The 20752-nt window shown below is 63.7% G+C and carries 14 protein-coding genes; 6 read left to right on the top strand and 8 right to left on the bottom strand.

What is annotated here, in order from left to right; translation table 11 throughout:
- Positions 1–142: 142 nt before the first annotated feature.
- Positions 143–1468, bottom strand: coding sequence for a UDP-N-acetylglucosamine 1-carboxyvinyltransferase (murA, locus tag BG22_RS07270; RefSeq protein ID WP_140494473.1), 1326 nt, complete (start codon positions 1466–1468; stop codon positions 143–145).
- Positions 1469–1745: 277 nt separating this feature from the next.
- On the opposite strand from murA, the gene BG22_RS07265 reads away from it, so the two are divergent.
- Positions 1746–3092 (top strand): FAD-dependent oxidoreductase, encoded by a 1347-nt coding sequence (locus tag BG22_RS07265; protein WP_140494471.1) that lies wholly within the window; start codon positions 1746–1748, stop codon positions 3090–3092.
- 346 nt (positions 3093–3438) lie between these two features.
- On the opposite strand, the gene BG22_RS07260 is transcribed toward BG22_RS07265, so the two are convergent.
- A complete protein-coding gene (locus BG22_RS07260; RefSeq protein WP_140494470.1) occupies positions 3439–4605 on the bottom strand; it encodes a diguanylate cyclase in 1167 nt (388 codons plus the stop codon).
- A gap of 421 nt (positions 4606–5026) precedes the next feature.
- Here BG22_RS07260 and BG22_RS07255 point away from each other — a divergent pair, with 421 nt between their 5' ends.
- Positions 5027–5545: an Hsp20/alpha crystallin family protein gene (locus tag BG22_RS07255; protein ID WP_140494468.1), complete on the top strand. Its 519-nt coding sequence runs from the start codon at positions 5027–5029 to the stop codon at positions 5543–5545.
- 466 nt (positions 5546–6011) lie between these two features.
- On the opposite strand, the gene BG22_RS07250 is transcribed toward BG22_RS07255, so the two are convergent.
- Complete coding sequence (locus BG22_RS07250; RefSeq protein ID WP_258186267.1) at positions 6012–7061, bottom strand: CPBP family intramembrane glutamic endopeptidase; 1050 nt, start codon at positions 7059–7061, stop codon at positions 6012–6014.
- A gap of 1029 nt (positions 7062–8090) precedes the next feature.
- Here BG22_RS07250 and BG22_RS07245 point away from each other — a divergent pair.
- Positions 8091–8933 carry a response regulator gene (locus BG22_RS07245; RefSeq protein WP_140494464.1) on the top strand — a complete coding sequence of 281 codons (843 nt, stop codon included), beginning with the start codon at positions 8091–8093 and terminating at the stop codon, positions 8931–8933.
- 33 nt (positions 8934–8966) lie between these two features.
- Here the strand turns inward: BG22_RS07245 and BG22_RS07240 are convergent, their stop codons facing one another.
- The gene (locus BG22_RS07240) at positions 8967–10406 is read right to left on the bottom strand and encodes a hypothetical protein (protein WP_140494462.1); all 1440 of its coding nucleotides are present in this window, start codon (positions 10404–10406) and stop codon (positions 8967–8969) included.
- Positions 10407–10423: 17 nt separating this feature from the next.
- Positions 10424–11365: a DUF805 domain-containing protein gene (locus tag BG22_RS07235; RefSeq protein ID WP_140494461.1), complete on the bottom strand. Its 942-nt coding sequence runs from the start codon at positions 11363–11365 to the stop codon at positions 10424–10426.
- Between the two features lie 181 nt (positions 11366–11546).
- On the opposite strand from BG22_RS07235, the gene BG22_RS07230 reads away from it, so the two are divergent.
- Positions 11547–12260, top strand: coding sequence for a PH domain-containing protein (locus BG22_RS07230; protein WP_181163439.1), 714 nt, complete (start codon positions 11547–11549; stop codon positions 12258–12260).
- Positions 12260–14965 (top strand): PH domain-containing protein, encoded by a 2706-nt coding sequence (locus BG22_RS07220; protein WP_181163438.1) that lies wholly within the window; start codon positions 12260–12262, stop codon positions 14963–14965. Before BG22_RS07230 ends, BG22_RS07220 begins: the two co-directional genes overlap by 1 nt.
- A gap of 557 nt (positions 14966–15522) precedes the next feature.
- Here BG22_RS07220 and leuD read toward each other — a convergent pair.
- Both leuD and leuC read right to left on the bottom strand, forming a co-directional pair.
- On the bottom strand, positions 15523–16215 hold the full coding sequence (gene leuD, locus BG22_RS07215) for a 3-isopropylmalate dehydratase small subunit (RefSeq protein ID WP_140494452.1): 693 nt from the start codon (positions 16213–16215) through the stop codon (positions 15523–15525).
- 97 nt (positions 16216–16312) lie between these two features.
- The gene (leuC, locus tag BG22_RS07210; protein WP_140494451.1) at positions 16313–17716 is read right to left on the bottom strand and encodes a 3-isopropylmalate dehydratase large subunit; all 1404 of its coding nucleotides are present in this window, start codon (positions 17714–17716) and stop codon (positions 16313–16315) included.
- A gap of 227 nt (positions 17717–17943) precedes the next feature.
- On the opposite strand from leuC, the gene BG22_RS07205 reads away from it, so the two are divergent.
- Entirely contained in the window at positions 17944–18744 is an 801-nt protein-coding gene (locus BG22_RS07205; RefSeq protein WP_181163437.1) for an IclR family transcriptional regulator, read from the top strand.
- 426 nt (positions 18745–19170) lie between these two features.
- Here BG22_RS07205 and BG22_RS07200 read toward each other — a convergent pair whose 3' ends face one another.
- Positions 19171–20481 (bottom strand): metallophosphoesterase, encoded by a 1311-nt coding sequence (locus tag BG22_RS07200; protein WP_140494449.1) that lies wholly within the window; start codon positions 20479–20481, stop codon positions 19171–19173.
- Positions 20482–20752 lie beyond the last annotated feature (271 nt).

Here is a 20752-nt window from a genome sequence, read left to right as displayed (position 1 = left end):
CAATACAAAACGGGACGAAACATAAGTCGATGATGATGAACACTTATGTTTCGTCCCGCAATCAGCCCGGAGTCGGCAATTACCCGTTGCCGCCGGTCGAAATCGAACCCGGTTGGATTCAGCGCCCGATCGAAATGAGCGCCTAGTCGAAATCAGCACCGAGGGCCGCGAGCTTGCCGCGGAAGTCCGCGTACCCACGGTCGATGAGCGAGATGCCCTGCACATTGGACGGGCCCTTGGCCGCCAACGCGGCGATGAGGTGCGAGAAGCCGCCACGCAGGTCGGGCACGTCGATGTCGCGGCCGGTCAGCGGGGTCGGTCCGAAGATCACGGCCGAATGCTTGTAGTTGCGCTGCTGGAAGCGGCACGGCAGGGAGCCGAGGCACTCGCGGTACAGCTGGATGGTCGCGCCCATCTGCACCAGCGGCTTGGTGAAGCCGAACCTGTTCTCGTACACGGTCTCGTGCACGATCGACAGGCCGTTCGCCTGCGTCAACGCCACGACCAGCGGCTGCTGCCAGTCGGTCATGAAGCCGGGGTGCACATCGGTCTCGATGGCCACGGGCTTGAGGTCGCCGCCCGGATGCCAGAAGCGGATGCCCTTGTCGGTCACGTCGAACTCGCCGCCGACCTTGCGGAACACGTTGAGGAAGGTCATCATCTCCGGCTGCGTGGCGCCCTTGACGAAGATATCGCCATGCGTGGCGAGCGCTGCGGCGGCCCAGGAGGCGGCCTCGATGCGGTCGGTGAGCGACGTGTGGGTGAAGCCCTTGAGCTCCTTGACGCCTTCGATGCGGAAGGTGCGGTCCACGTCCACGGAGATGATCGCGCCCATCTTCTGCAGCACGGCGACCAAGTCCATGATCTCCGGTTCGATGGCCGCGCCGGACAGCTCGGTCTTGCCCTCGGCGAGCACGGCGGCGAGCAGCGTCTGCTCGGTGGCGCCCACGGACGGGTACGGCAGGTGGATCTTCGCGCCGTGCAGACCGTCCGGGGCGGTGATGTGGATGCCGTCCTCATGCTCCTTGTCCACCGTGGCGCCGAGCTTGCGCAGCGTTTCGAGGTGGAAGTCGATTGGACGGCCGCCGATCGCGCAACCGCCGAGGGCCGGGATGAACGCCTCACCGAGACGGTGGACCAACGGGCCCGAGAACAGGATCGGGATGCGCGAGGAGCCGGACAGCGTGTCCACATCGGCCACATCGGCCAGCTGCACATGGGAGGCGTCGATGGTGACCACACCGTCAGCGCCGTTCACATCCACGGTCACGCCGTGCAGACGCAGCAGATCGGAGACCACATGCACATCACGAATCTCCGGCACGTTCTTGAGCACGGACTTGCCGGGGGCCAGCAGCGCGGCCACCATGGCCTTGCTGACGAAATTCTTCGCGCCGCGCACCTTGATGGTACCGTTCAGCGGCTTGCCGCCCTCGACATGCAGTACATCGTTCGGATTCTCAGCCACGCCAATTCTCCCATTCCTCATGCGGTTCGGCCAAACACTATCGTCAAGTGTGCCATAACCCATGTGCGCACATCGTGAAAGGCGACGCGAATGCGCTGCCGGCCGAAGCAATCGCGGCAATGGCGGCATCCGGCATCATTCATTGGTACAGTTGGCACCTAGGGACCGGCCGAAGCGGACCGGTCCGCGACCACGGAACGGCAGCGCGAGACCGTCACGACGAATTTCGCCGCACGAACGAGCGCATCGCCGCCCGCCTATCCAGCAAAGGAGCATTATGACCACCGTCGCCGTCATCGGCTGCACGCACGCCGGCACGTTCGCCGCCACCTCGATTCTCGCCGAGCATCCCGATTGGACCGTTCACGTCTTTGAGCGCAACGGTACCCTGTCCTTCCTGTCCTGCGGCATCGCCCTGTGGGTGGGCGACCACGTCTCCGACCCGAAGAAGATGTTCTACTCCTCCCCCGAGGCGCTGGCGCAGGCGGGCGCGACCATGCACATGCGCACCGATGTGACCGACGTGGACCTTGCGGCCAAGACCCTCACCTACCGCGCGCTGGACGTGGACGACGCGCCCGAGCAGACGCTCGCATTCGACAAGCTCGTGGTCACCACCGGTTCGCGCCCGGTGATTCCGCCGATTCCGGGCATCGACAGCCCCCATGTGCTGCTGTGCAAGAACTGGGATCACGCCATCGCAATCAAGGAGAAGGCCAAGACCGCGAAGTCCGCGGTGGTCATTGGATCGGGGTACATCGGCGCCGAAATCGCCGAGCAGTTCAGCCTGACCGGTGTCACGACCACGCTGGTGGATGGTCTCGACCGACCGTTGGCCAACAACTTCGACAAGGCCATCACCGATCAGGTGGCGGCCGCGTTCGAGGAGCACGGCGTCACGCTGGCGCTCGGCCAGAAGGTGGTGGAGTTCCGCGACAACCCGGACGACACGGTCACCGTGGTCACCGAGAAGGGCGAGTACACGGCCGAGATGGCGATTCTCGCGGTCGGATTCCTGCCGAACACCGACCTGCTCAAGGGCAAGGTGGACATGCTGCCGAACGGCGCGATCATCGTGGACGACTACATGCAGGCCTCCGTGCCGGACGTGTACGCCGCCGGCGATTCGGCCACCGTGTTCTACAACCCGACCGGCAAGCACGACTACATCCCGCTGGCGACCAACGCCGTGCGCCAGGGCCTCTTGGTGGGCCGCAACATCGAGGCCCCGACCGTGAAGTACATGGGCACGCAGGCCACCTCGGCCGTGCAGCTGTACGACCTGTCGCTGGCCGCCTCCGGCCTGACGCAGGCAGGTGCGGAACGCCGCGGGCTCACGGTGCGCGAGACCTCGCTCGTCGACGACTACCGCCCGGACTTCATGCTCACCACCACCCCGGTGACCTCGATCCTGACCTGGGACCCCGAGACCCGCAAGGTCAAGGGCGGCCAGTTCTGCTCCAAGGCGGACATCTCCGGTGCGGCGAACGTGATCTCGATGGCCATTCAGGCCGGGTTCACCGTCGATCAGCTGGCCAACGTGGACTTCCTGTTCCAGCCGAACTTCGACAAGCCCGTTTATTACGTGGGCGCGGTCGCCATGAAGGCCGCCGCCGAGGCCTGAGCCGCGGTTCAGGCGGGGTTGCGGACCGCAAACGGGGCACAAACTGGGTACAGGCGAACCGCAAAACCTTGCAACGCAGGATATCTGCGTTGCAAGGGGTACATTCCGAACATCCCGGAGAGCTATCTGCTTTGCAAGGGGTACGTGCAACGCGATATTTCGACTATGAGGCGCGGTATTGCAACGCCAATACACCGTCTTTCAAGGAACAGGTACCCCTTGCAAAGCAGATAGCTCTCCGCAGGACCGCAGATGTACCCCTTACAAAGCAGATAGCCGTCCCAACGCATCCTCGGATGGCATCAGGACGGCTTGGACGGATGAACGCTCGGGCGCGGGGCTGTCGTCAGGCGCGGAGCTGCGCTTTAATCTTGTGCGCCAGCTCGGCATCCCACATGGCGCCGGTGGCGGACATCACGCTGTCGGCGCCGGCGGCCTTATACGCCGCGTAATCGTCCGGAGATACCACACCGCCGACGCCGTTGATTTCGAAATCAAGTCCCAAACGCTCGCGGAGGGCGGCCAAACGCCTCACCATGTCGAGGCCGGCGCCGCGAATGGCGTTGCCGCACACGCCGGAACGGTCCCGCCCCGCGCCGGGCAGCGCCTGATTGCCGTCCTTGTCCACCAAGCGCGCGGAAATCGTGTTGATCGTGCTGAAGCCTTGGACCGTGCCGCGGCCGACCGTGGAACGCACCATAAGTTCCAGATCGCCGTCGCTCGGAATGAACGCCAGCTTAATCATAAGCGGCGTGTCTCCGATCTCGTTCTTGACAGCCTCGGTGATGCGGCCGACCAGCAACGGGTCGTGGCATAGCAGCCGATTATGCCCCTCGTTCGGGCAGCTGGTGTTCATCACCATGAGCCGCGCCCCGGTCTCCTTGACCAAGCGGGCCGTGGTGGCGTGGTCGGCGATGTACTCCGCCTCGCTCATGCCTTCGACGCGCGAACCCTGGAAGCTCGGCACCAGCACCTGGCCGGGGCCGGCAGCGGCGATGGCCGCACGCATATCAGGCTGCCAGACGTCCGGGTCCTGGGAGGGCACACCGAAGCTGTTGGAGATGGAAATCGGCAGCTCGTAGTTGGTGTCCGCCAACACGCCTTCATCCAGTTCGGCGCTGCCGGGCGTCAGCGAGCCGTCCGCGGACTTCGGATGGACGGCGAGCACGTTCGGGAACGGGTTGCAGCCCCACGCGCGCGAACGGACGGTCTTGTAGGTCGCCAGATCGAACCCCATACGGAAGGCGGCAGTGGTGAAGCGGCTGTTAAGCAGCGGCCCCGCGGGAATGCCGAACGCCAGATCGACCGGCTGCCCCATGAAGGCGGCAGCCCCGGTTCCGGCCTTCGAAGCCCCTTCATTGTCGGCCCCGGCACTTTCATTTTCAGCGGGCGCGGATCCCCGCTCCGGCACCGACGCCTGCGGCAGCGCCTGTGCAAACGCCCCGAACGGGCCCTTCGCGTAGTTGTCTTCGTACGTACGGCTCACATCGTAAAAAGGCTCGAAATCGCTCATAAATCAACGATAAGCCATGCCCGGAACCGCACGCGCCCGAAACGGCCGCGAGGATGATGACGTCCTTCGGCGCAGCCCGGCATGGCGCATCAGGGCATGGCACGGCACGCCCGACGCGCAAAAACGGAAATGGCCTCTCCCTCCGACCCGACGAGGGCAGAGATTCCTATCTTCGAGACATGCTTGACCGTATCGACAGGCGCCGACCCGGCGGGGACGTCGCCGCACCATCATTTCGCATGCGATTTCACTGTGGGTAAAACCCCGGAATGTTCCGGCCGGAATGGAATTGGGTGAAGTGAAGGTCAAAGGTTGAGAGCCCGGGAGGGTTCCGGAACCGGCCACGATAGCCGCCCGCCGACCGCAAGGTCCACGGGCCGGCAAGCCAAGCCGGTTCTCTCCTATTCAAGGAGTACCGATTATGGCAATGTTTCCGGCTTTGATGAATGACACGATGTTCTCGGATCTGTTCGATGACCCGTTCTTCGAGGGTTGGCGCAACATGGACAACCAGGTGGCTGCAGCCATGCCGGCGAACATGATGAACACCGATGTGCGCGAGACCGCCAAGGGCTACGACGTTGACATCGACATGCCCGGCTTCAAGAAGGACGACATCAAGCTTGAGCTCAACAACGGCTATCTGACCGTGTCCGCCTCGCGCAGCAGCGAGCACGAGGACAAGGCCCCGGAGGCTGCGAACGCTTCGGCTTCCGAGAACTCCAGCGAGCAGTGCGCTTGCGGCACGAACGAATCCGGCCGCTGGCTGCGTCGCGAACGCTACATGGGCTCGTGCTCTCGTAGCTTCTACGTGGGCGAGGACGTGAAGGAGTCCGACATCCACGCCAGCTACAACAACGGCACGCTGTGCATTCAGGTTCCGAAGATGCAGGCTCAGCCGCAGGTCGAGGCCAAGCACCAGATCGCCATTGAAGGCTGATTCGACGAGTTTCGATAATCGCTGAACGATGTCTCGAGAGGCTCTGTCCGTGGGCTTGACTCAAGGATGATGGCTCGGTGGTTTTGTCCGTCGGGTCGGCCGCCTCAACGAGGAGGCAGATGGTCGGCCATGTTGGGGAAATGCTTGGGATTGTTCATCTTCGCATGATCAGGATTATCGGAAGAATGCCGAATGAAGGCAATGGCTGTGTTTTCACGTCGTCCGTTCTACGTTTTCTACGCCGACTAAGTTGACGGACGGCGGGAAACAAAGCCAAGACCATACGAATGCCGGATGAGGTTCACGCCTCGCCCGGCATTCGTCTTTTTTCGGCGCGGTTTCGCCGTCGCGGGAACGTCGCGATTAATCAAAGTGATGCCCGGACGCCCTGCACCATGACAGCACCATGACAGGTGCACATCAGAACGTATCTGTCAGAACATATCTGGCCAATACGCGGCCGGCGCTACCCCATCAGCGCCACGAACAGCGACAGCGCGGTGAGGATGACGTTCGCCACCACGAAAACGATGAACGTGGGCGAGGCCCAGCTGGCGTACGTGCCGGGAGCGGACCGGTGCGTGCGGCGATACCGCACCAGGCCTTTGCCGTACACCGCGAAGACGATGGCCGCGCCGAGCACGCCGACCAGCATAAGGATGATCGAATACACCGTGTATCCCGTGTCGCTGAGCTGCCCGGCAAGCAGGGTATCGACCACGCCGGAAAGCACGGCGTTGTTGAAGATATGCAGCGCGATGGACCACACCAGCGAGTACTCCATCGCCACGAACCCGAGCAGCAGGCCGAACAGGAACGCGAACGCGCCCTGCACCACATCGTCGTGGAACAATCCGAACACCAGCGCCGATGTGACGATGGCGAAGTTCCGGCCGAGTGGCTTGAGCTCCTTCATCAGCACGCCACGGAACATGACCTCCTCGCAGACCGGACCGACAAGACCAATGTAGAGCCACATGCTCACCATGGTGGCCGATTCGTTGATGCTGTCCGAGGTGGGCGAGATCAGATCGAAGTGGACGAATGACAGCAGCATCTGCCCCAGCGTCACCGCGCCCTGCACGCCGAGTCCGAGCACGATGAACAGCAGGAACCATTGCGGCCGCATCCGCCCGCCCCCGTATTGGCTGACCCGGCCGCGCTGATTGGGTTCGCCGTAGGTGTCCATGTGCGGACCGCCGAGCCAGAATTCGCGGGTGAGAATGTCACGCCGGCGCATGAGCAGAAGGAATATGAACGCCGTGAACACCGAGACCAGACTGATGATGCCTTCCCACTTGGAAGGGATGTCGCCGTTGTACGTGCCGCCCGTCGCACCGGCTTCGAAGCCCAGCACAATGCTGATCACAATCGAGGACAGGAAGACACCGACGTACATCATGCCCTCATAGGCGAGGGTGAGTCCCATCGCACGGGTGACGATGCGGCGTCGCCACGTACGCCATGCCTTGCGCGGGTCGAAGGGGATGGCGGGCGCGGCTAGCACGGGCTGCATGATAGGAGTTGGCGGCGCGATGGGGACGACCGGCATCGGCGATGCGGCCGGTGCGGGCATGGACGGTGCAGGCGGCATGGCCGACGCAGGCGGTACAGCCGGCGCGGAAGGCATGGCAGGAGCACCGGGTATGACCGGGCCGGTTGGGACTGGACCGATTGACATTGGCGCAGCCGGTCCAACCGGAGACACGACCGGCGCAACCGGAGCTCCCTGCTGAACGGCATACGGCGACGGCGCTGGCGAGGGCTGAGGCGCCGGATAGGCGGAATACTGCGGCTGCGCGGGTTCGACGTATCGCGGACCTGATGCCGGATACTGGCCCGGATAGCCTGGGCCGTAAACGGGATATTGCTGATATTGCGGCGGCTGCGGCTGGTTGTACTGCGGATACGCCGGATACTGCGGTGACACTGACGGTTGCGCCGGATACGGCTGAGGCTGCGCCGACTGGGCAGGCTGCATCGGCTGAGGCATCTGTACCGGCTGTGCCGGTTGTGAAAACCCCGTTGGCCATACTGCCCGGTCCGGTTGCGCCAGTTGCTGCGGATTCGCCGGATACACCGGATACGCCTGCGAAGTTTGCGCGTACTGCCGCACTGACGCATGTGCCGACGGCTGCGGCTGATCCTGCGACGGCACATAGGCCGCCGGCGACTGATCCGGCTGTGCTGGCTGCGGCGGATACGCCGGAACCGAATAATCCGCGCGCGGATGCGGTTGCGGCGTCTGCTGCCACGGCTGCTGGGAAACAGGCTGACCGGAGGCCGCAGGCGTGGGAACCGTCTGCCGCACCGGTTGTTGCGGATGCAGTTGCTGCGACGTCAACTGCTCGACCGGCGGCACCGAAGACGGCGTCATCCCCGACGGCTTCGGCTGCGAATGCAGCTGCGGCTCCGGCTGTTCGTGCGGCTGCTGCTCGTTCATGCTCATACGACTCAACCTATTCTCCCTTGCTGAACGAATTGTGACGATGTCCACAATTGTTGACGAAAGCCGCCCACGAAGCCCTCGCATTAGGATGAAAGCATGAATGTGGAGCGGAAACGCGAAACCACGCCGGTGTTGGTGGCGGCGGTGGACAACGATCGCATGGCATTGCTGGCGCTGAAGGGCATACTGCCCCAGCTGCTGCCCTCCTCGCAATGGCTGTGGGGCACCGGCGATGCGGACGAGGCGCTGGACAAAGCGCTTAATCCCGAGACGCGCCCGAAACTACTGCTGGTGGACATGTCGCTCGGCGAGGCCACCGGCGTGAGCGTCTGCCGTAAAATCCGCACCCGCACCGACCGGGTGCTGCTGCTCGGCATCACCGCTTTCTCGGTGGAGACGTACGCTGAACGCATCGCCGCCGCCGGCGCGCAGGGCATTGTCCCCAAAGCCGACATCCCGCAACTGGCGCAGGCCCTCTGCACGGTGGCCGCAGGAGGCACATTCATGCCAAGGCCAATGGCATCCGCGCGCTCGATTGCATCACCAGTCGCTTCCAGAACGTCCGCAGCATCCGCTCCGCTCGCCTCGTCCGTATCGTCTGCCTCGCTCGCATCCCCTGCTGGCAATCCCACGTTCCGTACCGCCATCGAAGCCCATCGGCTGCTTGCCAACGGAGGCACAATCACGCCGGGACGAGCGACCGGCGCGACCGATACGTCCACTCCCGATTCCGCCGTTCCGGCCACTGACCGTACCACCAAACTCGGAGCCAAGGAGGCGGAGACACTGTATCTGCTCTCGCGCGGCATGACCTACGACCAAATCGCCACCCAGTGGGGCGTAGCCGCCTCCACCGTCCGCACCCACGCGCACCGCGCCGTGGACAAGCTCGGCGCCCACTCCCTCGCCCACGCCATAGCCATCTGGCTCAGCCGCTGAAAGGTCTCAGGAGGATGGTCTCCTAGCGAGGCCTTACACCGGGATGTCGGCACTAAGCATCCATGTACCGTCCTGACGACTGGTGTTGAGGGTGCCGCCAAGCGATTCGATGACGTCACGGTGCAACGCCAGTCCGCTGCCGTGCTTACGCCCATGGACCAGTGTGTGCCGTTCGTCGGCGAGCGCGTTGACCTCGCTGATGCGGATACGATCATGTCCAATATCGACGAACAGGTTGTACGCCGGCTCGCCCTCGCCCTCACCCTCACCCTCATCCGGGGCCAGCGTGCCGTCCATCGCGTCCACCGATGCCATCTCACCCATCGCGCAGTGCCGCACGATGTTCGCGTACACTTCCTCAAGCAGTCCCATCACGGCACGCTGAGACGGTTTCGATACCACCGCATCCGGCACGCTATTGAACCGGCTTACACCTGCAAGTCCCAACATGCGCATCGTGCGGTCCTGATCCTCCACGTATTTCTCGACCTGGATATCAAAGGACACGTCGCCAACCGAATCGCCCCGAGCGTCGGCATCAGTGTCAGCACCAACGTGGCCAACCGAACCGCCGACACCGGTGGCCCCTTCCCCTTCCAGCTCGGCCAGATCGCGTCTGCCGTTGAGTACGTCAATCACCTCGTGTACGCGGTCCAGCGCGTGATGCGACCTCGCGTAAATCGCGTCAAGCATCTGGCTGTCGTCCTCCGCGGCCTTTGCGCGCCATGCGAGCATCGCGATGGTGGACATGTCGTTGGCCACCGAATCATGAATCATATGGGCCAGCTGCTGCTCGCGGGTCACGCGCCCCAGCAGCTGCTCGGCGCGAGCGGCCCGCTCTCCTGCGGCCGCGGTGCGCCGAAACGCGGCGCTGCACATCGTGAGGAACCCCAGCACCATCAGATCCAGAACTAGCGTGGACACGAACACGATGGTCGCGTATTGCGGCAGCGAGGCGGCGTCGGCCCCCAATATCACGCCCGACTCGGCCGCCGCATCACGCTGGATGCCGTTCAGTCCGTCGATCACACCCTGAATCAGGGTGCCGCCCAACGAGCCGGCCCCGAACCAGACGAACCCTGCTGCATCCAACGCCGAAAAGCCCACCGGCAGCGCAATCGCGGCCCATCGCGGCATCACGTAGCCGACGGTCAGGAACAGCCCAAAAACCGCGAAAACGCCGGTATTCCAAGCCCCCTGCCCCGGCAGTCCGGTCGTGACGAGACTGAGCAGCAACCCTGCAACGCACAGCACCCGCGGTGCGAACGGCAACGCGGCCACCAGCACCAGCCAAGCAAAGGCGATCAGCATCTGCGCCGGACTGTTCGGCGGCCAGATGATCATCGACGCCACTTCCAACGTCTCGACGATCACGCTCGTCTTCGCCAGAAAATGCGGCGCATGCCACCAATCCAGCACCCGACGGACGGGCTGCGGCAAGCCCGGAGACGGCATTTTCGTGGGTCCCATCATCGTCGGACTCTCCTTGCTCATTGCCCTGGGTAACGCGGGGCGCCCGGCCGGTCGAACCGCATGCCCTTCAGATTGCTGGGACCGATCATCAGCACGATAGAAGCCAACAACGAGAGCAGATACATGCCGAAGAACGCGAGCAGCGACACGATGACGGCCTGCGCGGAGCCCACGTCATCAAGTGTTCCGCCGGAAGCCTGCGCCATCGCGATGATGGTGCCGATGAACACCGCCACCGCGCCGATCTGCAACGCCGCAGGCAGCAGCACCCACCAGCCGCGGCGGTTTTCGTCGTGCAGGCGACGGACCGCCAGCGACAGATTCGGGATGAACAGCACCAGCTGGGCAAGGGCCGCAGCGTTGTCCATGAAGTCGTCCAGAGGAGAGCTGCCGTACTTCGTGCCGGCGGTGTCGCTGACGCCAATCAGCTCGCCCACGCCGTACGCGGCCACGCCCACCGCGCCCACGACGAGGATGTTGAACAGGAACGCCCACCAGTATTCGCCGCGTGAGGCCCGACCGTGGAAGATGAAGGTCTTGCGGAAGAACCGCGCAATCGCCTTGCCGAAGCCGATGCCGTACCACGGCGCCCACAGCGGCGGCTCATCGTGCAGTAGCCATTGGCGTGGGGGCTGCGGCACATTGACCGCGTACGGATTCGGGGACGGGTTGCCGGCCACCGGATACCCGCCGACCGCCGGATACCAGGGGGCCGCGAAGCCGTTATCGCCGGTACCATTGTCTCCTGAGGCTCCCGACTGCGGCGTGAACGGGTTCTCGCTGTGCTGTGGCGGTTGTGGCGGTTGTGGCGATTGTGGCGATTGCGGAGGCTGCGGCGGCAGAGATTGCGCCGGCGCGGCCGGAGTCTGCGCTTCATTCGTCGTCAGCCCATCGGCATTGCCGCGGTGGACACCAGAGATATTTGGTTCCGGGACGTAATCGGGATCGGATCGGTTCATGATTGTTCCTTTGCTTGGCTCCGGTATTGGGCCTTGCCTCTACTCAACCGCATCCGCCCCGCCCCGTCCAGTTACGATGGCCGTCGGTCAACAGATGTGTACCGGTCCTCTGTGGGCGCAATCACGTCCGATACAGTGGGTGAGGCAGACATCATATAGAGGGATGCAGAGGGGGTATCTGATGGATGATTGGCACGCAGCTGAGTCCAACGCATCGGCCGGTTTCGTCGATTCGTCCGAAACCGATTCATCGGGAGCATCATCGCCGCAGCCCGCGCCGACGGCATCCGGCCAGCCCGGTCGCAATCCGTCCGAGTCCCATGCGACGGTACTCATCCCAGCCGACCCGGGACAGGACGAACCCAACCGACTCGCATCTGAGTCGAGCAGCAGTGTTCCGACACCCTCCTGTTTCGAGGGCTGGCGACCGTTGCCGCCGCGCGTCCGTACCGTATGGCTCATCAACGAAGCGATTCAATGCGCAATCTGGCTGGCGGTGTGCGGCGTAATCACGGCCATCTGCCTCGCGAACGGCTGGTGGGGATTCTGGCAGCGGCTCATCGTGGGGATCGCCGTCATCTATGCGGTGCTGGAACTCGTCTCGCAACCGTTGCAAACCAAGTACATGTACGCCTTCACCCGGTTCCGCATCGGCGAGCGCGACCTGGCCACCCGCAAAGGCTGGCTGTTCCGCAACTCCACCACCACGCCGTACACCCGCGTGCAGCATGTGGACACCAAGCAGAACCCGGTGCAACGCCGTTTCGGACTCACTACGGTGGTGGTGCATACGGCCGCCGACGAGCATGAAATCGCCGCGCTGGATACGGCCGAGGCGGAGCGCATCGTGGCGCTGATCACCGAGCGCGTGGCCGTCGCGAAGGACGATCTGTGATGAGTGATTCCAGCAATGCCGGCGCTTCGCTGACGACCGATGACTTTCTGATGGCTGACGTTCCTCCAACTGCCGCTGGTCCCGCGACGGCCGACCTTTCCCAGCCGACCGGCGTTCCTCCGACATCCGATGTTCCCAGCGGCACCACGTCCTCCGGTACCGCCACACGTTTCGTCACCGCCACGCGCTCCGCCACCGCCGTGTCCTCCAGCACCGCCGTGTCCTCCGGCACCGCCACGCCCTCCGGTACCGATCCAACGTCTGATTCCCGCCCCAGTCCCGGCACCAATCCTGATTCCGACACCGGCCCCGATCACCGTCCCAGTCCCGACGTGGCATGGCGCATGCTGCACCCGACCGCGCTGGTCGTGGGCCTGACGGAAAGCATCAAAGGCGTGGTGGGTCTGTTCCTCGGCCTGCTCATTATCATGCGGGAGCATCTGTCCCCGCTGGTCATCATGCTAATCATCGTCGTCGTGACTTTGGTGGCACTGGCCCAGCCCGCCATCGACTGGTTCACGACCAGATACCGGCTCGGACCGGACTCGCTGTCGTTCAAATCCGGTCTATTCTTCCGCAAGAACCGCACCATCAGCTACGGCTCGATTCATGCCATCAACAGTGCGTCCCCCGTGTATCTGCAACCGTTCGGCGTCGTACGGCTCACGGTGTCGGCGGCCGGTGCCGCGGATACGGATATCCGGCTGGATGCGGTGCCCACCGCCCTGCAGCTCGAATTGGAACGATTGCGGGCGGCCTCGGGCGGCAAGGCCGGTGACACGATCCCCGCCGAAACCACCGGCGTAGCTTCCACCGGAAACCTCGGCGTGGCTTTCACCGGAATCACCGGCACAATCTCCATCAGAAACCCCGGCGCATCCCCCACCGAGGCCACCGGTGCGACTTCCGCCGAAACCACCGGCGTGGCTTCCACCGGAAACCTCGGCGTGGTTTCCACCGGAATCACCGGCACAATCTCCATCGGAAACCCCAGCGCATCCCCCACCCAGACCACCAACGTGGCCTCCATCGAAGACCCCAGCTCGGCCTCCGCCGGAAACGCCGGCACAATCTCCATCGGAAACCCCAGCGCGACCCTTTCGCCCGTATCGTCTGTATCACCCGCAGCACCCGTATCACCCGCGCAGACGACCTCGAATCAGCCGGCGGCCGGCCGAACGACGCTGCATCCGACCGCACCCGACCGCACGTCTCCGGACCAGGCACCGCCAAGTCGCACGGCGTTCAATCAGGTGGGACCGAATCAGGAACTTCCATCCCGGGAAACGCCGCCCGGAACATCAAGCCGACCCACGACCTCCCCGGCGATATCGAGGCGGCCGGCATCCGCGCAGGCGCCCGTCTTCCGCGCTTCGGTGAAGGACATCGTGCTCTACTCCATTACCGACATCGGGTTCATCGCCGCCGCGTTCGTGGTGTTCGGGTTCGTGCAGAATGTGCAGGACATTCTGCCGCGACGGCTGATGCACGACGCCGTGGACTCGTTCGGCGCCTTGCTGGCTCGCGGATTGACGGCAATCGTATTGCTGATTCTCGCGTGCGTCATACTGCTCATGACGGTGAGCATCGTCAGATCCCTGCTGCAATTCTACGGATTCGAGGTCTGGCGGCGCGGCGACGATCTGGTGGTGGTGCGCGGCCTGTTCACACGCCATACGACGGCAATCCCGGTCAGTCGCATCCAGACGGTGACGATACGGCAATCATTGTTGCGCCGTCCGTTCCACCTGTGCTCGGTCGGGCTCGGCCTGAGCTCCTCGGTGGCCTCGAGCAGTGAGGAAAGCGGCATCTCGGCCGCACGAATCCTTCCGGTGATCGGCACGAGTCGAGTGTACGACGTGCTGCACGCGATGCTGCCGGAGTGGGATGTGCGCAGGCTGGGTGAGACGCGCGGCGAATCGGGCAGTGATGCGGCGGCGAACGACGAATCGCCAAGCGCGACGGCGACGCCCGGAGAGCCGCAATGTGCCGTGGCCGTACGCGAGGGCGCCGTGGCCGCACACGGAGAATCACATAGTGCGGCGGCACACGACCATCCGTGCGACGAACTGCGCGGCACTGTTGCGGAGCGTAGCGAATCCCGCAACACGGCAGATGGACTTCCGCACGCCGCGTCGCCCGGCATGCCGCATGTCATGGCGTTGCGACGCACCGGGCGCCGATTGCTTCGGTACTACCTCACCATGCCGCTCGCGATCACGTTGGCCGCGACGGCGCTGGCAGGGCTTGGCTCCGAAGCCGGCCCGCTCGCCGGCCTCGGACTTGACACCGTGCCGGGGCCTGTCCCTGACTTCGGATGGCCTTGGTGGGTTTCCGTACTGCTTTTCGTGGGCGGATTGTGGTGGACGGTCACGCGGTGGCTGAAGTCACACGCGGAAGGGTACGCGGTGCTGCCGGATGGAGATGGCTGCTACGGCATCGAAACCAGTGCGGTCGCAAACGCGCGCCCGACCATGAGTCATCGCATTGCGGTGACCGGGGCCGTTGGAATGACCACGTATCTGATGGTGACTCGCCGCGCACGGGTCCAGTCGATCACGCGGTCCACCACGCTGTGGCGCGAACCGCATGGCATAGAGCGAGTGCAAATGTCATTGTTTGTGATGAACGGCCTCGATACGCTGCGATTCATGTTCCTGCATCGTTCCGATGCCGCCACCTTGGAACGCTGGCTGAAGGGATGATTCCTGACTGCAAGCGTCGTCGGATGCCCGGCACACGCTGGTACACGCTGACACATAGGCATCGAGGTGGGCTTACCAATGCGGCACGATACTGCTTTGTATCGATACAATCGGATTTCGTGTACAAATTCCCGTGCCCCGCTAGCCGAATATCAGAGGTTTTCGGCGTGCGGGGGCACAGTGGCTTGCCCCCGCACGCTTTTGTAACGGTCCAATCCTCTAGCGGGGCACATAGCCCCAGCAAGAAACCGCGGAATTCCGCCATTCTTGAAACCTTGGTATTTCGGCCCCCGAAAGCCCTGTGCCCCACAAGCCCAAAAATCAACGAAAAATGCGTGCCGGGGCACACTATCCTGCCCCGACACGCATATGCACGGTTAATCTCGCTGCTGTGCACAGCACAGAGAATCAAATTATGCCGCGATCGGCCAACGGGCCTCGTCCAGCAATAATGGACTCGCCCTAAAGGACGAGGCCCAACACACCTTCGCTCGACTATCGTCTCACCCAGGCCTCGCCTACGGGCAGTCCACCGGACTGCCCGCTTAACGGCTCAGCTAAATAATGCCGCGATCGGCCAACGGGCCCGCCCAGTTATCATCTTCGGGCTCGCGGGCGGACTGGATGGGCTCTTCGGGCCAGTGCTTGGCGGGGATGGTCTTGGGCTTGAACGGGAACTTTTCGGCGCGCATCTTTTCGTAGGCGGCGATGTCGTCCTCGTGCTGCAGGGTCAGGTCGATGTCGTCGTAGCCGTTCATCAGACGCCAGCGGGTGTAGTCGTTCACCTCGAACGGCAGGGTCACGTCACCGCAGGTGACGGTGCGGGTCTCCAGCGAGACGGTCATTTCGCGGCCAGGCTCCTCTTCGAGCAGCTTCCACAGCAGCTCGACGGACTCCTGCGGCATGATGGCGGCCAGCACGCCGTTCTTGGCGGTGTTGCCGTAGAAGATGTCGGCGAAGCTCGGCGCAATCACCACACGGAATCCATAATCGTGCAGCGCCCACACGGCGTGCTCACGGGAGGAGCCGATGCCGAATTCGGGGCCGGCGACCAGAATCTGGCCCTTGCCGGCATACTCCGGCTTGTTGAGCACGAAGTTCGGGTCGCGGCGCCATGCGTAGAACAGTGCGTCGTCGAAGCCGGTCTTGGTCACGCGCTTCAGGAACACGGCCGGAATGATCTGGTCGGTATCGACGTTGGAACGGCGCAGCGGCACGCCCACGCCGGTCAAAGTAGTGAGTTTTTCCATGATTGTCCTTTCGGGGTCTCCCCCACCCGGTCCTGCCGGGAGCCTCCTCGCCAAGAAGAGGCCGATGCGAAGTTTGCGAAGTCGAGGAATCCGGGGTTCAGAGGTCGGCGGGCGAGGAAATCGTGCCGCGGATGGCGGTGGCGGCGGCCACGGCCGGCGACGCCAGATGCGTGCGCGAGCCCTTGCCCTGACGTCCCTCGAAGTTGCGGTTCGACGTGGAGATCGAGCGCTCGCCCGGGACCAGCTTGTCCGGGTTCATGCCCAAGCACATCGAGCAGCCGGCGTTACGCCACTCGGCGCCGAAGTCCTCGAACACCTTGTCGAGTCCTTCCCTCTCCGCCTCGAGACGAACGCGGGAGGACGCCGGCACCACCAGCACGCGGTGGATGTTCTTCGCCTTGTGGTGGCCCTTCATGATCGCCGCGGCCTGACGCAGGTCGTCGATGCGGCCGTTGGTGCACGAGCCGATGAACACGGTGTCCACGGCGATGTCCTTGATTGGCATGCCGGGCTTCAGGTCCATGTAGTCGATGGCGCGCTCGGCGGCGGCGCGCGCGGTGGCGTCCGCGATCTCGGACGGCACCGGCACATTCGCGGTAATCGGCAGGCCCTGACCGGGGTTGGTGCCCCACGTCACATACGGCCCGAGCTTGGTGGCGTCGATGTCCACCACCTTGTCGAACACGGCGTCGTCATCGGTCCTGAGCGTCTTCCAGTACTCGACGGCGCGGTCCCACATCTCGCCTTCCGGCGCGTGCGGGCGGCCCTTCAGGTACTCGAACGTGGTCTCGTCCGGCGCGATCATGCCTGCGCGGGCACCGGCCTCGATGGACATGTTGCACACGGTCATGCGCTCGTCCATGGTGAGGTTGCGAATCGCCTCGCCGCGGTATTCGATCACGTAGCCCTGGCCGCCGCCGGTGCCGATCTTGGCGATGATCGCCAGAATGATGTCCTTGGCCGTGGCGTCCGACGGCAGCTTGCCGTTGACGTTGATGGCCATGGTCTTGAACGGCTTCAAGGAGAGGGTCTGCGTGGCCATCACATGTTCGACCTCGGAGGTGCCGATGCCGAACGCCAGCGCGCCGAACGCGCCGTGCGTCGAGGTGTGCGAGTCGCCGCACACGATGGTCATGCCCGGCTGGGTGAGGCCCAGAATCGGCGCGAAGGCATGGACGATGCCCTGATCGGCGTCGCCCAGCGGGTGCAGGCGCACGCCGAACTCCTTGCAGTTCTTCTCCAGCGTGCTCAGCTGCAGCGCGCTGGTCTTGTCCGGATTGGGACGGTCGATATCGACGGTCGGGGTGTTGTGGTCCTCGGTGGCGATGAGCTGATCGACGTGGCGCGGCTTGCGGCCGGCCAGGCGAAGTCCCTCGAACGCCTGCGGACTGGTGACTTCGTGCATGAGCATCAGGTCGATGTACAGCAGATCGGGTGCGCCGTCGCTACCCTTGCGCACCAGATGATCGGCCCAGACCTTCTCGGCCAGTGTCGTTCCCATAGTGGTTCCTCCAAAAAATTCCGCGCGAGGTATTGTATTCGCGCCTTGTTCGTGGTAATAGCCTATGTGGTGCGGTTTGGGCGGCCATCGATAGGGCCGGATATTGAGATGACGACCGTAGGGCGAGGCCGATTCTCACCGATTGCGACAATGCCGCAGTGATCACGTCGTGAGACACTTCCCCGATTTTGCATTTCACTATGTGAGATGGCATAATCGCCTATATTATGACTGATTCCCAAGAAGAACCATTGGACCACAGCCTGACCGACGAAGAGCCGACCGAAGAGGCCGCTCCGAAGGACGACGGGGAGATTCATTCCGGCGTAGGCGTGCTTGATAAAACCGTAAAGATTCTCGATGCGCTCGAGTCCGGCCCTTCCACGCTGGGCCAGCTCGTGGCGGCCACCGGTCTGGCACGTCCGACCGCGCATCGTCTGGCCATCGCGCTGGAACGCCATCGTTTCGTGCTGCGCGACCAGCACGGTCGCTTCGTGCTCGGCTCCCGCTTCGCCGAACTGGCCGCGGCCGCCGGCGAGGACCGTCTGCTCACCGCCGCCGGCCCGATTCTGCGCACCCTGCTCGACCGCACCGGCGAATCCGCGCAGATCTACCGCCGTCAGGGTGACCAGCGCGTGTGTATCGCCGCCGTGGAACGCGCCTCCGGCCTGCGGGACTCGATTCCCGTGGGCGCCATGCTGTCGATGGAGGCCGGTTCCGCCGCGCAGATCCTGTTGGCTTGGGAGGATTCCGACCGCCTGCATCAGGGACTGCGCCACGCCAAGTTCACCGCCACCAAGCTGGCCGCAGTGCGCAAGCGCGGCTGGGCCGAGTCGGTCAACGAGCGCGAGGAGGGCGTGTGCTCGATCTCCGCGCCGATCCGCAACGCCTCCGGTCAGGTGATCGCCGCGATCTCCATCTCCGGCCCGACCGGCCGCATGGGCGCCGCCCCCGGCCGTCGTTACGCGCCGCTGGTCATGGCCGCCGGCAAGTACCTCACCGAGGCGCTGGTCAAGGCCGTGCGCTGATCGCACTTCCTGATTGCCCCCTGATTACTGATTACTGATTCACTGACGTAATACGTAATATTGATGTCTATACGAAGAACGCCCGCCGACGATTGCTCGGCGGGCGTTTTGCATTGCCGACTCCGCAACGTCCCGGTTGATATCGCCTGATTCATATTCCCGGGCATCGGTACCGCGCCCCGCATCTCCCCCTCGTAAACGAACTTCCGGCATAGAACGCGAGATGGGATTCTTTATTCATTTAGTGGTCTTCTCTTTCATTTGGTAGATAACCCGCAACGCGAGGGTGTTGAAACGACGCCGTTTCAACACCCTCGCGAGTAATCCATCTATCAGATGAATGAGAAATCCGCCAAATGAATGGATGCCAGTATGCTACGCCATTAATTCGTTTACGAGACAGACCATTAGGCAGACCATTAGGAATCACCTGAAGAGTCCGGTCAGTTGGCCCCACAGGCTTGGCTTGCGCAGCAGATCGTCGCCCTCCCCCTCGCCGGGGGTCTGCTGGTTCACCGCATAGGTGTACGCCCGCTTGGAGCTGGGCTTGCCCACCAATTCGCCGAATTCGAGCAACTGGGTGCGTGGCTCGTACGGATGGCGGATATCGAATTCGATGAGTCGCGTGGCCCGCTTGGCCGGCGCGGGACCGTACGTGTTGAACCCGCAGGTCGGCGTGGCGATGAGCAGCATCCCGTCATGCTCGCCGACGAAGCCGTTGCGGTGATCGTGGCCTGCCGCCACTCCGATGCATCCCCCGCGCAACGCCTCGAATTCCTCAGACCGGTCCGGGCAGGAGATGCCCTCCCCCAGATAGCCACCGACCTGCGTCTTGGTTTCGTCCAACACGTAATAGGTGTTGGAATGGTCGCGGTATCCCTGCATGGCGAAGGCCGTGGTCGCGGCCACCGGGCGAAGCACGTCGTAGTATTCCGGCAACGGCATATGCTGGAACACCATGGATTCCGCGCCGATGCGCTCCGGCAACTCGCGCAGGAATCGCAGCGCGTCCGCCGAAGGCGTACCGAAACCGCCGCCATGCGCGTAATCGCCGGAATTGACGAGCACCAGCCCCAGCACGTTGCGCGTGCGTTCCGCATCCGTCACCGGCAGGGCGAAGGTGCCCGGCTCGCAGGCGAAGACGACTTGGTCGGGCAGGGGACCGACTCCCCTGATCACCCCCGATTCGCCCGGCGCAACACCGCGCGCATCACTGGTCTCCCACTGCCGCGGCGGATTCACGCACCCGGGAAACTCGCGGTACATCACATCCAGTTCGGCATCGTCAAGTCCGCATTGGAAATCATGGTTGCCATAGGTCACCGCCCACGGGATGCCGCGTTTGACCAGCGGTCCCACGCATTGCCCGATGGCCTTGCGCACCAGTTCGCGCGTCTTCGCCAACGCCGTATCGGACACCGGATCGTCGGACCAACGACGCTTGCGGAAGGAACCGGCAAAGGCCTGATCGTACCCGGCAATCTGGTTGCCGGAGAAAATCACCAGATCGGGGCGCGAGGCGTCCAGACTCGCCTCGATGAGCGACATCGTATCCTTGGCGATTTTCGGCCCGTCCTGGATGTCCGCGACCTGCAGCACGCGGAACTTGCCGGAATTATGGAACTGGAGACGCCCCAGACGCGCGGAGATGGAAACCGGGCGATCGTCTTCGGCATCGGCCGGCTTGATTCGTGGCTTCGACATCAACCCCTCAGGGGCACGCTGTGTTTCCGTCATAGCCTCCACTGTACCCATGAACATCGCGCCCATGAACGGCTGGCCGCCACCGGCGCGCCGTGCCCGAGCAAACGAAAAGGCCCGCCGGAGCGGGCCTTTTCTTCCAAGAGCAACTACTGGAGCAGAATCTCTGCACAACCTCATCGTTGTAACGGTAAGTCTTTCCAATGCCCGTCCAACGTAACAGTCCTCGTGACCATACACTATTTGTGGGCTCTGCTCTGTTCAGTTGTTCTTGTACCTCATAATCTATTCATGAGCGCTCTTCCGC

The organism is Bifidobacterium sp. UTBIF-78 (genome assembly GCF_006408945.1).
GTDB lineage: Bacteria > Actinomycetota > Actinomycetes > Actinomycetales > Bifidobacteriaceae > Bifidobacterium > Bifidobacterium myosotis.
The sequence above is the reverse complement of the archived record's forward strand: the minus strand, read 5'-3'. Positions and strand labels throughout refer to the sequence as shown.

Excerpts from the sequence above, each read along its gene's own strand:
- BG22_RS07240 (WP_140494462.1), bottom strand. The coding sequence starts at position 10,406 with ATGATGGGACCCACGAAAATGCCGTCTCCGGGCTTGCCGCAGCCCGTC.
- leuC (WP_140494451.1), bottom strand. The coding sequence starts at position 17,716 with ATGGGAACGACACTGGCCGAGAAGGTCTGGGCCGATCATCTGGTGCGC.
- BG22_RS07255 (WP_140494468.1), top strand. The coding sequence starts at position 5,027 with ATGGCAATGTTTCCGGCTTTGATGAATGACACGATGTTCTCGGATCTG.
- BG22_RS07265 (WP_140494471.1), top strand. The coding sequence starts at position 1,746 with ATGACCACCGTCGCCGTCATCGGCTGCACGCACGCCGGCACGTTCGCC.
- leuD (WP_140494452.1), bottom strand. The coding sequence starts at position 16,215 with ATGGAAAAACTCACTACTTTGACCGGCGTGGGCGTGCCGCTGCGCCGT.
- BG22_RS07230 (WP_181163439.1), top strand. The coding sequence starts at position 11,547 with ATGGATGATTGGCACGCAGCTGAGTCCAACGCATCGGCCGGTTTCGTC.
- BG22_RS07260 (WP_140494470.1), bottom strand. The coding sequence starts at position 4,605 with ATGAGCGATTTCGAGCCTTTTTACGATGTGAGCCGTACGTACGAAGAC.
- BG22_RS07220 (WP_181163438.1), top strand. The coding sequence starts at position 12,260 with ATGAGTGATTCCAGCAATGCCGGCGCTTCGCTGACGACCGATGACTTT.
- BG22_RS07235 (WP_140494461.1), bottom strand. The coding sequence starts at position 11,365 with ATGAACCGATCCGATCCCGATTACGTCCCGGAACCAAATATCTCTGGT.
- BG22_RS07250 (WP_258186267.1), bottom strand. The coding sequence starts at position 7,061 with ATGCAGCCCGTGCTAGCCGCGCCCGCCATCCCCTTCGACCCGCGCAAG.
- BG22_RS07245 (WP_140494464.1), top strand. The coding sequence starts at position 8,091 with ATGAATGTGGAGCGGAAACGCGAAACCACGCCGGTGTTGGTGGCGGCG.
- BG22_RS07200 (WP_140494449.1), bottom strand. The coding sequence starts at position 20,481 with ATGACGGAAACACAGCGTGCCCCTGAGGGGTTGATGTCGAAGCCACGA.
- BG22_RS07205 (WP_181163437.1), top strand. The coding sequence starts at position 17,944 with ATGACTGATTCCCAAGAAGAACCATTGGACCACAGCCTGACCGACGAA.